Source organism: Halanaerobium sehlinense (assembly GCF_055379485.1).
In genome coordinates this window covers 1,037,536-1,050,700 of sequence record NZ_AP042442.1, presented here as the reverse complement: position 1 = coordinate 1,050,700, position 13,165 = coordinate 1,037,536, and the positions used below count along the sequence as shown (strand labels likewise).

At 33.6% G+C, this 13,165-nt stretch carries 13 protein-coding genes and 1 riboswitch; all 13 genes read right to left on the bottom strand.

Annotated features, from left to right (window positions below):
- Window positions 1-158: 158 nt before the first annotated feature.
- The 13 genes from ACZ446_RS05085 to ACZ446_RS05025 all read right to left on the bottom strand — a co-directional run bounded on the left by ACZ446_RS05085 (window position 159) and on the right by ACZ446_RS05025 (window position 12,918).
- Window positions 159-1,325, bottom strand: coding sequence for a M20 family metallopeptidase (locus ACZ446_RS05085; protein WP_464394037.1), 1,167 nt, complete (start codon window positions 1,323-1,325; stop codon window positions 159-161).
- A gap of 2 nt (window positions 1,326-1,327) precedes the next feature.
- Window positions 1,328-2,515: a M20 family metallopeptidase gene (locus ACZ446_RS05080; RefSeq protein WP_464394036.1), complete on the bottom strand. Its 1,188-nt coding sequence runs from the start codon at window positions 2,513-2,515 to the stop codon at window positions 1,328-1,330.
- Entirely contained in the window at window positions 2,512-3,750 is a 1,239-nt protein-coding gene (locus ACZ446_RS05075) for a M20 family metallo-hydrolase (protein WP_464394035.1), read from the bottom strand. The genes ACZ446_RS05080 and ACZ446_RS05075 overlap by 4 nt, the downstream gene beginning before the upstream one ends.
- 87 nt (window positions 3,751-3,837) lie before the next feature.
- Window positions 3,838-5,019 (bottom strand): hypothetical protein, encoded by a 1,182-nt coding sequence (locus ACZ446_RS05070; protein WP_464394034.1) that lies wholly within the window; start codon window positions 5,017-5,019, stop codon window positions 3,838-3,840.
- A 183-nt stretch (window positions 5,020-5,202) separates the two neighbouring features.
- Window positions 5,203-5,571: a VOC family protein gene (locus ACZ446_RS05065; RefSeq protein ID WP_464394033.1), complete on the bottom strand. Its 369-nt coding sequence runs from the start codon at window positions 5,569-5,571 to the stop codon at window positions 5,203-5,205.
- A 66-nt stretch (window positions 5,572-5,637) separates the two neighbouring features.
- Complete coding sequence (locus ACZ446_RS05060; protein ID WP_464394032.1) at window positions 5,638-5,946, bottom strand: PTS lactose/cellobiose transporter subunit IIA; 309 nt, start codon at window positions 5,944-5,946, stop codon at window positions 5,638-5,640.
- 21 nt (window positions 5,947-5,967) lie between these two features.
- A complete protein-coding gene (gene trhA / locus ACZ446_RS05055; protein WP_464394031.1) occupies window positions 5,968-6,597 on the bottom strand; it encodes a PAQR family membrane homeostasis protein TrhA in 630 nt (209 codons plus the stop codon).
- A 229-nt stretch (window positions 6,598-6,826) separates the two neighbouring features.
- Complete coding sequence (deoD, locus tag ACZ446_RS05050) at window positions 6,827-7,528, bottom strand: purine-nucleoside phosphorylase (protein ID WP_464394030.1); 702 nt, start codon at window positions 7,526-7,528, stop codon at window positions 6,827-6,829.
- 322 nt (window positions 7,529-7,850) lie between these two features.
- Window positions 7,851-7,973: a hypothetical protein gene (locus ACZ446_RS05045; protein WP_464394029.1), complete on the bottom strand. Its 123-nt coding sequence runs from the start codon at window positions 7,971-7,973 to the stop codon at window positions 7,851-7,853.
- A 171-nt stretch (window positions 7,974-8,144) separates the two neighbouring features.
- Window positions 8,145-9,128 carry an aldo/keto reductase gene (locus ACZ446_RS05040; protein ID WP_464394028.1) on the bottom strand — a complete coding sequence of 328 codons (984 nt, stop codon included), beginning with the start codon at window positions 9,126-9,128 and terminating at the stop codon, window positions 8,145-8,147.
- Window positions 9,129-9,255: 127 nt separating this feature from the next.
- A complete protein-coding gene (metA, locus tag ACZ446_RS05035; protein WP_464394027.1) occupies window positions 9,256-10,173 on the bottom strand; it encodes a homoserine O-acetyltransferase MetA in 918 nt (305 codons plus the stop codon).
- 15 nt (window positions 10,174-10,188) lie between these two features.
- Window positions 10,189-11,466, bottom strand: a complete 1,278-nt coding sequence (locus ACZ446_RS05030) for an O-acetylhomoserine aminocarboxypropyltransferase/cysteine synthase family protein (protein WP_464394026.1) — start codon at window positions 11,464-11,466, stop codon at window positions 10,189-10,191.
- A gap of 153 nt (window positions 11,467-11,619) precedes the next feature.
- Window positions 11,620-11,723, bottom strand: a riboswitch (SAM riboswitch).
- 97 nt (window positions 11,724-11,820) lie between these two features.
- Window positions 11,821-12,918: an RNA polymerase factor sigma-54 gene (locus ACZ446_RS05025; protein WP_464394025.1), complete on the bottom strand. Its 1,098-nt coding sequence runs from the start codon at window positions 12,916-12,918 to the stop codon at window positions 11,821-11,823.
- Window positions 12,919-13,165 lie beyond the last annotated feature (247 nt).

Here is a 13,165-nt window from a genome sequence, read left to right as displayed (position 1 = left end):
GATAATTGTTATCAATTAATATTATTACATAACGTTATTTTTTTGTCAAGGGAAAATTAAATTTTTATATGAATTGTTAAAAAAAGCCCTACTTCATTGATTGCTGAAAATCAGCATCAAGTAAGTAGGGCTTATAATGATCATATATTATTACAATTTTAATTGTGTTCTAAAAATTCGATAACAAAGTTAAAATAAAGGGCTGTACCAATTTTTAAACTATCTTCATTGATCTTAAATTTTGAATTGTGATGAGGATAGTTCTTATCTTCATTTTCAAATCCAGCACCAACAAAAGCAATTACTCCAGGAACTTCTCTTAAATAATATGCCATATCTTCACTACCTGTTACTTTATCCATAACTATTATATCTTCTGCAGCTGCTGTCTTTTTTGCAGCAGATTGGGCTATTTCTGCAGTTTTTTGATCATTTATTGTAGGAGGAGTACCCTTTTTAATAGTAACTTTTGCTTCTCCTCTATATGCTTTAGCAGTTTTTTCTGCATAGCGTTTAATTGCTTTAGAGGCTTGAACTCTTGTCTTTTCACTAAAACACCTTAAAGTTCCTACAATTTCTGCTTTATCAGGAATGACATTAAATCTGCTCCCTGATTTTATTTTGCCAAATGTTAGAACAACAGGGTCTAAAGAATCAATCTCTCGGCTTATAATAGCCTGTGAATCTAAGATAAATGAAGATGCCATAACTATTGGATCAACAGCCTGATGAGGCATTGAACCATGTCCTCCCTTACCTGTAAACTCAACTATCACATAATCTCCTGAAGCCATGCGGGGACCAGCTTCAACATTTATTTTACCAGTTGGTAGATCAGCCCAGAGATGAATTCCCATAATTGCATCAACGTCTTCTAAAACTCCTTCTTCCACCATTTTAGCTGCTCCCTGTACCATTTCTTCAGCAGGTTGAAATATTAATTTAACTCTACCTGCTAACTGGTCTTTAATTTGATAGAGAGCTCTTGCAGTACCTAAAAGCATTGCTGTATGACCATCATGACCACAGGCATGCATAATACCTTTATTTTTTGATTTGAATTCTAAATCTGTTTTTTCTTCTACTTCCAGAGCATCCATATCAGCACGCAGTGCAACTGTTTTACCAGTACTTGAACCTTCAATAACAGCAGCTACTCCTGTGTCTGCATATTCTTGATAGCTGATTCCAATTTTTTCTAGCTCGTCTTTTATTCTTTTAGATGTTCTTTTCTCATTCCAGCTTGTTTCAGGGTACATATGAAACTCTCTTCGTAAATTTCTGACGTATTCTTCCTGTTTTACCAGTACATCTTTAAAATTCATTATTACTCAACCTCCCCTTTATTTAAAAACTCCAGAGCAAACTGGGCGTATAACCCGGAAGCTGTTCTTAATGCATTTTCATCTATATTAAACTCCGGATGATGATGGGGAGCATCTGCACCCTTAGCTTCATTTCTAGAACCAACAAAGGCGAAAGATGCCGGAACTTCTGCAGCAAAGAAAGAAAAATCTTCTCCACCGGTTGTTTTATCTAAGTTAACCATTGAATCACTGCCTGCAACTTCTGCTGCAGCTTTTTGAGCAATTTTTGAAATTTCCTGATCATTAATCAAGGGAAGAGTCATTTTATTATACTCTAATTCCGCTCCAGCCCGATAACTGGCAGCAGTTTCTTGAGCAACCCGTCTTATGATATCTTCAAAGTTTTGATTAATCTCTCTGCTGAAACATCTAGTTGTTCCCTCTAAATAGGAGCTATCCGGTAAAACATTACCTTTTGCGCCAGAATTAAAAATATCTACACTTAAAACAGCAGGTTCCATTGGATCAAACTCTCTACTGACAATAGTCTGTAAATTCATAACAACAGCAGCTCCTGCCATTATAGGGTCAACCCCCTGGTGTGGCATTGAACCGTGGCCACCTTTTCCATGAACATTAATAATAAATTGATTTACAGCTGCCATCCGGGGGCCAGCTTCCACAGAAATTTTTCCGCTTTCTAAATCATTCCAGATATGAATCCCAAATATCGCATCCACATCTTCCATTACTCCTTCTTTAACCATTGTTTTAGCTCCAACTGCTATCTCTTCACCGGGCTGAAAAATCAATTTTACTGTGCCAGCAAATTCAGCTTTTAGATCATATAATATTTTGGCTGCTGTCAAAAGACTTGCTGTATGACCATCATGCCCACACCCATGCATTAAACCTTCATTTTTTGATTTATATTCTACCTCATTTTTTTCTTCAAGTTCTAAAGCATCCATATCCGCTCTTAAGGCAGCTGTTTTAAGATTTCCAACTTTCTTAGTTCCTTTAATTTCACAGACAACACCGGTCCCTGCAGCTTTTTTTGGTTTTAAACCCAGTTTTTTAAGTTCTTCAATAACTCGACTGCAGGTTCTTTCTTCCTTCATACTCGGTTCTGGATGCTGATGAAATTCTCTTCTCATAGATACATTATAATCAAAATATTTCTCTGCTAATTCTTTTACATTGCTCACTCAGCTTCACCAACTTTTAAGACCGTATGATAAACTAGTTCAATCCCTTTTTGTAAATCTTCGTAATCTGTCCATTCTTCTGGGGTATGGCTTCGGCCATCTTTACTTGGAACAAAAATCAAACCAACATCTGTTATGGCAGCCATAATCATTGCATCATGGCCAGCACCGCTTATCATTTCTTTAGCATTTAAATCTAACTTTTTAGATTCTTCTTTAAATGTATTAAATATTTCTGCTGACAATTCAACCGGCTCAACCATTAACATCTCTTTAACTGAATAATCTACAGCATATTCTGACTGAATGTGTGCTAAAGCCTGGTCTATTTTCTTTCTTACTTCTTTAATACAGTCTAATTCTTTAGATCTTATATCAACCGAAAATTCTACTTCTGCTGGAACAATATTAGCTGCTCCCGGCTTAAGGTCAAGGCTTCCGACAGTTGCAACTGTACCTGAGCCAGCTTCTAAGGCAAAGTTTTTAATTTCCGAAATTACCTCAGCTGCTGAAGACAGTGCATCTTTTCGCATATCCATTGGGGTTGTACCTGCATGGTCTGCCCGACCTTTTACTTTAACTCTAATCTGATTAATCCCTACAATAAAATCAACTATCCCAACATCCTTTTCTTCATTTTCTAAAACAGGTCCCTGTTCAATATGGAGTTCAATAAAAGCCTTAAGTTCTTCTGGCTCTCTCCTGGCTTCTTCAATTTTTTTCGGATCAAAACCAAATTCTTCAAAGGCCTCGGCCATTGAAATTCCAGCTTCATCTTTAAAATCTAAAAGTTCCTGATAATCTACCTGACCTGTCATGGCTCGACTGCCAAAAACGCCTCCACCAAAGCGCCCCCCTTCTTCTTCAATCATCGCTACAAATTCGATCGGGTTTTTGGTTTTGACATCATTTTCGTCCATAACTCTTAAAATTTCCAGAGCCATAATTACTCCAGCAGGTCCATCAAAGTTTCCACCATTTTTAACAGAATCAAAGTGTGAACCAATCATTACAACAGGTGCATCTTTATCTGTACCTTCTCTTCTAGCAACCAGGCTACCTGCAGCATCTTCATAAATTTCTACATTCAGCTTCTGCAGTTCAGATTTCAAGTAATTCCTGGCTCCTCGATCTTCTTCAGTCAAAGAAAAACGTGTTAATCCCTGACCTGGTGTTGCATTAAATTGACTTAAATTCTCTATATCATTTTTTATTCTCTCTACTTTTGTTAACATTTTATCTACTATCTCCTCTCTTATATATAAATATATGTATTTAACATCAACTATCTTAGAATTAATTTTAAAATTAAAGTAATTAAATTAAAGCAGCTTGACAAAGAAACCTGCTATAATAACTGAAGCAATAGTTACTGTAGTAAATCCACCAACTAACATCTTAGGCAGCATCTCATCTACAGCATATTGATATTCTTCATCATTTTTAGTGCTGGCTCTAGCTGACTCAATAGTTAATATATAATTGGGTGGAAAACCATAAAGAGCTGTCATAGCTATAGAAATTGACATTTCTTTGGTATAACCAAAAGCTTTTCCGATTAATGCAGAAACAACTGCCATACCGAAGAGACCAAGAATGATTATTCCAAATAAAGGAACTGCAATTTCTGTTAACATTTCTGGTGTTGCATCAGAAAGTCCAGCAAAAATGAAGGCCATTAAAACTGTAATTAAAAAACCGAAAGATCCTGATTTAACAAGTGCTTTCTCCTCTAAAAATCCAATCTCCCTGCCAATAACTCCAAACAGCATACAGACTACAAATTGATTTAAATGTAAAATAGGTGCTGCTGCTACAGATAAAGCCGCCACAATTCCCAGCTTGAATAAAATTACATATGTTGTCTGATATTTTTCGGGAAGTGGAGGTATTATTCTAAATCTGCTCTCTTCTTTTTTAACTTCATTTTCTTCAGATTTATTTATCTTGATATCTCCATTCCTTACTTTATCAGCAAGGCGATTAGCTTCTTTTTTAAGTAAAAAAGAAGTTATTGGATAACCGAAAAAGCCCTGAATTACATACATTGCTGTAGCAAGAACTGCTATTGAAGTTAATCCTCTTTCTGCTGCTGCAGTTGACATTAAAATCGAAGCTACTACTCCTCCAGTTAGAGGTGGAGTTGCCGCAACTACATTTTCCCAACCAAATAGAAGATTACCAATTGTTAGAGTCAAAATAATGATACCTATTATCCCCCCAAGAGCAATAACAACTGTTTTCCACTGTGCTAAAAGCTCTTTTAAGCTCATTAATGTTCCCATATGAGTTAGTAATAGATACATAGATAGATAAACAACAGGTTTAGCAAAAGAACTTTGAGCTACAACATCCCCTGGTAAAATAGTCCAAAAACCAATTATAAATAATACTGCTGAAACAAAGACCGAGGGTATCATTGCTTTAGTTTTCATTGATACCAACTCACCAACTGCCAAAATTAATAAAACGATACTAAAAGCTTGTGTTACATTTAGTTCCATAATTTCTCCTCCTAGACTGCTAAATTCTAATTTAGAACTGATTATAACAAAATTTATCTCTACTAGCAATAATTAAAATAAATTAAATAAATTTTTAGCTTAATTTGATCAGTTTCATAAGCTTTAGCAAATTAATCATAATAAATAAAAACTGCTGGCAGATGCCAGCAGAAATTTTAAAAACTATTTATTTTCTACAAATTGAATTCTGAGTCCATTTGGATCTAAGACAAAGAAAAATTCAATATTGGGATTTGGAGAAATCGGCCCATTTTGAATTGTTATGTTCTTTTCCTGCATGAATTTAATTGTTGCCTCCACAGAATCCACTTCAAATCCCAGAGATATATCTGATCCAAGATCTATTTCAGCCTGGTTTCGGTCATCAATCAGTTCAACAGCTGTTTGGCCATCTGCAGCTGCTAAAAAAGCGATTTCTGTCTCCGGGCCAGCCTCAAAACGTCTCTGAATCTCCAAACCAACAATATCTCGGTAGAATTCAATTGATTCTTCTAGATCTTTAACTTTAATTGTCGTCCATAAATAACCCAAATTATCAGCTCCTCTTTATGTAAATTTAAAAGACAGCTCCAAAAGAACTGCCTTTATAAAAATTTATTAATTTTCAAGTCTATCATATAAGTCCATAAATTCTTTTGCCATGTCTCTAAGCAAAATAGCTGTCATCAAATGATCCTGCGCATGTGTCAACATTAAACTGCTTTCTACTTTTTCTCCATTAGCTTCTTTTTTTATTAAATCTGTCTGCTTAAGATGAGCAGTTATCAATTGATCATCTGCTTCTTGATAAATTTCTTCTGCCTTCTCAGCTTCATCATTTTTTGCATGTTTAACAGCTTTTAAAAATTTTCTCTTGACATCTCCACTTAAAGAGATAATTTCAATCAATTCATTTTGTAATTCCATCAATATCCTCCTAGTAATTTTTTATCCTAAAGCAATAAATACCATAATATAATGGAGTATTCCTCCTGCCAGGATAAAGAAATGAAAAATTTCATGAAAACCAAAATTTGGTGTGATTTTTGGCTTTTTTATAATATAAAATACTGCTCCTGCAGTAAAAGACAAGCCTCCTGCAAACATCAAAATCAGGTTCGAAGTTGGCATGGTCATAAACAATTGGTGAAAAGCAAAAATACCAACCCAACCCATTAAAAGATAAATTATGGTATATAAAATTCTCGGGGTTTTAAAATACATAAACTTTAGGAAAAATCCTCCTAATACTAATCCCCACTGAACTGCAATAATTGTCCACTTCAGCCAGCCTTCCAAATACAGATAAGCCACAGGAGTATAGGAGCCAGCAATCATTACAAAAATTGCAAAATGGTCTAGTTTACGCCAGATTGAAGTTTCGTCATCTTCTTTTTTAAAAGCATGATATAATGAACTGGACAAAAACAAAAATGCTACTGAAGCACCATACACTGCAGCTACAATTATTTTATCAGGACTTTCTAAAGCCCGAAATATTAATAAAACTAAACCAATTAAAGCCAGAATAAAACCCACAAAATGAGAATAAAATGAAACCTGCTCTTCTTTTCTCATTGTTAACCTCCATTCTCTATATTTTCGATTTTTGATACTTTTAATAATTATTACATCAGAAACTATAGTATTCAGCTAAGCTTTTTACAATTTATAATATAGTTCATTTTAGTTAAAATTGATTCTGATAATATTATAACATTTATTGCTTAAAATATCATTAAAATTAAAAAAACTGCCAGTCCTAAGAAAGAACTGACAGCTAATAATTAAAATATTTAAATAAAAACTACTCTGCTAATTCTAGAGCAATTTCCATCATATCTGTAAATGTTTTTTCTCTTTCTTCTGAAGTTGTTTCTTTACCTGTTACTAAAGAATCACTAACTGTTAAAATACTTAAAGCATCAACACCATATTTGGCTGCTAAGGTTAATAATTCAGCAGATTCCATTTCCACTCCTAAAACTCCATATTCTCTCCACTTTTTCCAGGCCTCTTTATCATCATTGTAAAAAGCATCTGAACTTAAAATTGTACCTACTTTAACCTCAGTTCCCTGCTCCTGAGCTACCTGATAAGCTTTAGAAAGTAGTTTAAAACTGGAAGCTGGTGCAAAATCTTTACCATTAAAACGCATCTTATTAAGATTAGAATTACTGCAGGCCGCTTTAACCAAAATTACATCTCTAACTTTAGCTTCTTCATTAAAAGAACCACAGGAACCAACTCTAATTAAATTTTTAACTCCATAATCTCTAATTAATTCATTAACATAAATTGATAAAGAGGGCATTCCCATACCTGTACCTTGAGTTGAAACTCTTTTCCCTTTATAAGTTCCGGTAAACCCGTACATTCCTCTAACATCATTATATTGTTTTACATCATCTAAATAATTTTCAGCGATGAATTTAGCTCTTAACGGATCACCCGGCAGTAAAATTGTTTCAGCAATTTCTCCTTTTTTAGCTCCAATATGTGTACTCATCAATATACCTCCTATTTATTTTCATTTCTACCTATTATTATAATATATGGAGAGGTAAATGACAAAAATTAATAAAAAGTAAAAAAAGCCACCCCAAAGGATGGCTTAATTATCAAAATTTATATTAGTAGTTACCTAAGTTTTTAAATGCATTTAGCTTTTCTTGATTCTCTGAAGATTCAAGTTTAGCCTCTTTCATGAATCTGAACATGCTGTTAAACATATACAATCATCCTTTCTTATAAAGTTATTTTAGTTATAATTATGATTGGCTTATTTTTATAAATCAGTTATTGTCTTTTAAAATCCAACATTTTTAATACTAGCCGAGGTTTGTAAAAGAATTATTTCTAATCTGCTTTTCTTTAACAGATTGAAGATTGCTCTCAATTCTTCTACCTTCAGCACCAGCATTTTTAATAAATCTGAATAATGAATTCAACATTATTAAATCACCCTTTCTTATAAACTTATTATTATCATACTTATTATTAGTGATTTACTTATAATTATTATGCTATTAACATTATACATCTTTTAAATCTCTTGTCAAGACTTTTTCAGAAATTGTAGTTTAGGTACTTTTTACAGCTTTCGACTTATTAATTACTATATTTTACCAGAGATGATGGACACTTTCTCTGATGTATTCATCATAAATTTCATCTACTCTTCCCATTACCTCATCAGAAAGATTATCAGCTGCAGAAGCTGCTGCATTATCTCTTACCTGCCATGGTTTTTTACCTCCTGGAATTACACAGCTTACTGCATCATTCATCAAAATCCACTTCAGAGCAAATTGAGCCATTGTTAAACCTTCAGGTTTTATTTTTTCCAGTTCTTCCACTGCTTTTAATCCCAGTTCGAAATCTACTCCAGAAAAAGTTTCTCCTTTATCAAAAGCTTCACCATGACGGTTAAAGTTACGGTGATCATCTTCGGCAAAAGTTGAATCCTGGGAGAACTTACCTGTTAATAACCCACTTGCAAGTGGTACTCTACAGATAACACCAACATTTTTCTCTTTGGCAGCTGCTAAAAATTTATCACCTGGTTTGTGCCTGAACATATTATATATAATCTGTACAGAAGCTAAATTGTCATATTCCAGAGCCTTCATAGCTTCTTCTACTTTCTCTACACTGACACCATAGTTTTTAATTTTTCCTACTTTAACCATTTCCTCTAAAGCTTCAAATACTTCTTCCTGGTGATATACTTCTGTTGGAGGACAGTGCAGCTGCAGTAAATCAATGGTATCTACATCTAGATTCTGAAGGCTGCGGTCCACAAATTTATTTAGATTTTCTTTATTATAGCCTTCAGCTATATGAGGATCAAGTCTTCTTCCTGCTTTAGTGGCGATATATATTTTTTGATCAGTTTCTTTTCTTAATTTAGCCATTAATCGTTCACTACGGCCATCACCATAAACATCAGCAGTATCAAAAAAGTTAATTCCCTGATTTACCGCTTCTCTCAAAGCTGCCATTGACTGCTCGTCATCAACATCTCCCCAGGAACCACCAATTGCCCAGCCCCCAAAAGAAACCTCAGAAACTTTAAAACCTGTTTTGCCTAATTTTCGAAATTTCATAATATCTTCCCCCTTAATAATGCTGCCAAAGATTTTAATTTTTTATTTGAAAATTCATAATCTTCATTGTTATTATACATTATTTAGGAAGAGAATTAAAATATTTGTCAAGATAAAGATCTGTAATCTATTTTAATTTGTTTAAATCATAGGGAGTCTCCTGATAAACATAATAGTTAAGCCAGTTGAAAAACAGTAGATTAGCATGGCTGTGCCAGCGCATTAATATTTCTTGATTTGGATCATCATCTCTAAAATAATTTTTAGGAACTTTAATATCCATCCCTTTTGCCAAATCTCTAAAATATTCGTCTGCCAAACTTTCGCGATCATATTCTGAATGGCCGGTTGCAAATATTTGTCTGCCATTTCTACTCTCTAATAAATATATACCCGCTTCTTTTGACTCTGATAAAATATTTACTTCTTCAACCTTTTCTATATCTTCTTTCCTTATTTCAGTATGCCTGGAATGAGGGACATAAAAAACATCATCAAACCCCCTCATTAATTTTACATGTTTTTTGTTTTTATAATGGTCAAAAATACCGAACATTTTTTCAGATAGTGGATATTTTTTTATACCATAGTGATGATATAAGGCTGCCTGACTCCCCCAGCAAATATGGAAGGTAGAGTAAACATTGTGCAGACTCCAATCCATAATCTCCTGCAGCTCCTCCCAGTAGTCGACTTCTTCAAATTCTAAAGTCTCAACGGGAGCTCCGGTAATTATCATACCATCATATTTATTAGTTTTAATCTCGTCAAAAGTATTATAAAACTTGATCAGATGCTCCTCTGCTGTATTTTTCGAATTATGAGTTGCCGGATGCATCAGATCAACATCTACCTGTAAAGGGGTATTCGAAATCAAACGCAAAATTTGTGTTTCAGTCTTAATTTTAGTAGGCATTAAATTTAAAATTAGGATTTTTAAAGATCTTATATCCTGGTGAGTTGCTCTAGATTCTTTCATTACAAATATATTTTCATTTTCCAGTGTTTCAACTGCTGGTAAATCATTTTGAATTTTAATTGGCATTTCTATCACTCCATTCTATGCCTGGGCAGCACTTAATGCCTGATCTAAGTCTTTTATAATATCATCAACATTTTCAATTCCAATTGAAAGCCTGATCAATTCAGGTGAAATTCCTGTCTTAATTAAGTCTTCTTCACTCAGCTGCTGATGAGTTGTACTTGCTGGATGAATAGCTAAAGATTTAGTATCTCCAACATTAGCCAGATGTAAAATTAGTTCCAGCTGATTAATGAATTTCTCAGCTACCTTTTTGCCTCCTTCAACACCAAAAGCAATCATACCTCCATAACCATTATTAAGATATTTTTTTGCATTTTGATGTGATTTATGACTTTTTAAGCCCGGATAATTTACCCATTTCACCCGCGGATCAGCCTCCAAAAATTCAGCAACAGCCTGGGCATTTTGGGAATGCTGTTTCATCCTTAATGCGAGTGTTTCTAAACCCGTAATGGTTAAAAACGAGTTAAATGGACTGGGAGAACTTCCTAAATCTCTTAAAAGCTGAACTCTGGCCTTTGTAATAAAAGCAGCGCTGCCAAACTCTTCCTGAAATTTGACTCCATGATAGCTTGGGTCTGGTTCAATTAACTCAGGAAATCTGCCAGTATCCCAGTCAAAATTGCCGCTGTCAACAATAATTCCCCCAATCGAATTACCATGTCCTGAAATATATTTTGTTGTCGAATGGATAACTATATCTGCTCCAAATTCAAAGGGCTTACAAATATAGGGGGAAGCAAAAGTGTTATCAACAATTAAAGGGATTCCTGCCTGATGGGCTATTTCTGCCAGTCTTTTAAAATCAGGCACAGCTAGAGATGGATTACCAATTGTCTCAATATAAAGAGCTTTTGTTCTCTCATTTATTGCATTTTTAAAAGTCTCTGGGTTTTCAGAATCGACAAAACTAACATCTATTCCCAACTTTTTGAAACGATGTTTAAATAAATTATGGGTTCCTCCATAAATAGAGCTGCCGCTTACAATGTGATCTCCATTATTACAGATAGTTAATAGTGCAATTACCTCTGCTGCCTGGCCTGAAGAAACAGCTAAGGCTCCAACTCCACCCTCAAGTTCTGCTACTCTCTTTTCTAAAACTGTATTACTTGGATTTTGAATTCTAGTGTAAATATCACCTTCTGCTTTTAAAGCAAATAAATCTGCCGCATGTTCTGTACTGTCAAATAAATAAGAAGTAGTTTGATAAATTGGAACTGCTGCTGCTTTTCTGTTCTTCTCTGCCTCATAACCTGCATGTAGTGCTAAAGTCTCAAATTTAAATTTCATTTAATTTCCTCCTCTAATTTTCGCTGCTCAAATTTTAATTTAATTAATACTAAAGTCTTTTTTTCCTTCTCTAATACTCAAAAAGAATAAAATGGGAATAAATAAAAAAATCCCACTTCCTAAGTAAATATAGGAGTGGGTAATCTGTTTTGCTCCTTATCTCTCAGAAATCTTCCTGCTGGAATTAGCACCGGGCAGAATCAACTGCTGGTTGCTGGGCTTCAAAGGGCCAGTCCCTCCACCTCTCTTGATAAGTTTTATTGTTTTTTATAACTCTAACATAGATTAGTAATCCTGTCAAGAAAATATTTTTTTAATTAAAGCTAAAAATCATATGATTCAGTAAAAAACTATTTATTTCTTTTTCCGCTGCCTTGAACTTTTAATCCCCAGAGATTTTCTATATTTTGCAACAGTTCTTCTAGAAATATCTAAACCATATTTCTGAGCAAATATTTCTGCTAATTTGTTGTCACTAAGTGGATGTGCTCTGTCTTCAGATTCAATCTCTTCACTCAGCATTGCTTTAATACTGACTGAAGAAACCCCATCAATACCGCTGTTGAAGAAGAATTTAAGACTAAAAACTCCATGAGGAGTCTGAAGATACTTTGCTGTTGTAGCTCTACTGACAGTTGATTCGTGCATTTCAATTTCTTCTGCAACTTCTTCCATTGTCAAAACCTTTAGATTTTTTAAACCATTTTCAAAAAAATCCATCTGCTTTTTCAAAATTGCTTGAGTGATTTTTCTAATTGTATGTTTCCTCTGTTCAATACTTTTAATCAGCCAAACAGCAGCCTGATATTTTTCCTTTAAATAATCGCTGATCATAGCGTCATCCTGGTTTTTTAATAAATTATAATAATAAGAACTGATGGTAACAGTAGGATAGGCAGTATTTTTTTCTTCAATATAAAATTCCCCATCTTCTTTTTTTATAATTAAATCAGGATCAATATATTCTGCTTTACAGGATGCAAAACTGCTGTCATAGTTAATATCGAGTTTTTGAATCCTTTGATAAACTTCTTCTACTGCTTCTTTATCAAAACCTTCGTCAGAAAAAATTTCAGCAATCATTTCGAAATCTGTAGTTAGCTCACCAGATTCATTTAAACTACCTACAATAAATTTTCCAAGTTCAATCTCTTCATCATTGAGAACTTCAAAAAGCTGATTTTCTAAATGTTCGCAAAAATCAGGCTGGTAAGCAACAAAGTTTTCGTATTCTATATCCTTTTTTTGAACAGAATTAAAACTTGATTCCCTATAATTCATGTCCCTCTGTGATTCCATCATCTCAAGCAAAGGATTTTCTTTCATTTCATCTTCGATATAGTCTTTTAGTTCTAAAGCACTATATTGAAGAATTTCAATAGACATCTGCAGCTGAGTTGTCATTACCAACTCCTGCTTTTGTTCAATATTTAAATTAAGATCTAACTTCATAAATTACTCTCCTTTAACCACCTAAATTATAAGGCTTTATATATTATATATTAAATAATACTTCTTTAAAACCTTCTTTTATAGTCAATTTTACAGCAAAAAATTTTGCTAATAGATTTAAGGGAATCTTATATTATCTGTTTTTAATAATTAAGAACTGTGATAAGATTAATTTAGTCTATTAAAACTAATAAAGCTATATCCTACTAATATTATAATATTTTTTTGAATAATAAAAAAGTGGTGA

Bases quoted from the DNA above. Each gene is read 5' to 3' on its own strand.
- ACZ446_RS05085 (WP_464394037.1), bottom strand. From the start codon at position 1,325: ATGAATTTTAAAGATGTACTGGTAAAACAGGAAGAATACGTCAGAAAT.
- ACZ446_RS05075 (WP_464394035.1), bottom strand. From the start codon at position 3,750: ATGTTAACAAAAGTAGAGAGAATAAAAAATGATATAGAGAATTTAAGT.
- ACZ446_RS05070 (WP_464394034.1), bottom strand. From the start codon at position 5,019: ATGGAACTAAATGTAACACAAGCTTTTAGTATCGTTTTATTAATTTTG.
- ACZ446_RS05060 (WP_464394032.1), bottom strand. From the start codon at position 5,946: ATGGAATTACAAAATGAATTGATTGAAATTATCTCTTTAAGTGGAGAT.
- trhA (WP_464394031.1), bottom strand. From the start codon at position 6,597: ATGAGAAAAGAAGAGCAGGTTTCATTTTATTCTCATTTTGTGGGTTTT.
- deoD (WP_464394030.1), bottom strand. From the start codon at position 7,528: ATGAGTACACATATTGGAGCTAAAAAAGGAGAAATTGCTGAAACAATT.
- ACZ446_RS05045 (WP_464394029.1), bottom strand. From the start codon at position 7,973: ATGTTGAATTCATTATTCAGATTTATTAAAAATGCTGGTGCTGAAGGT.
- ACZ446_RS05040 (WP_464394028.1), bottom strand. From the start codon at position 9,128: ATGAAATTTCGAAAATTAGGCAAAACAGGTTTTAAAGTTTCTGAGGTT.
- metA (WP_464394027.1), bottom strand. From the start codon at position 10,173: ATGCCAATTAAAATTCAAAATGATTTACCAGCAGTTGAAACACTGGAA.
- ACZ446_RS05030 (WP_464394026.1), bottom strand. From the start codon at position 11,466: ATGAAATTTAAATTTGAGACTTTAGCACTACATGCAGGTTATGAGGCA.
- ACZ446_RS05025 (WP_464394025.1), bottom strand. From the start codon at position 12,918: ATGAAGTTAGATCTTAATTTAAATATTGAACAAAAGCAGGAGTTGGTA.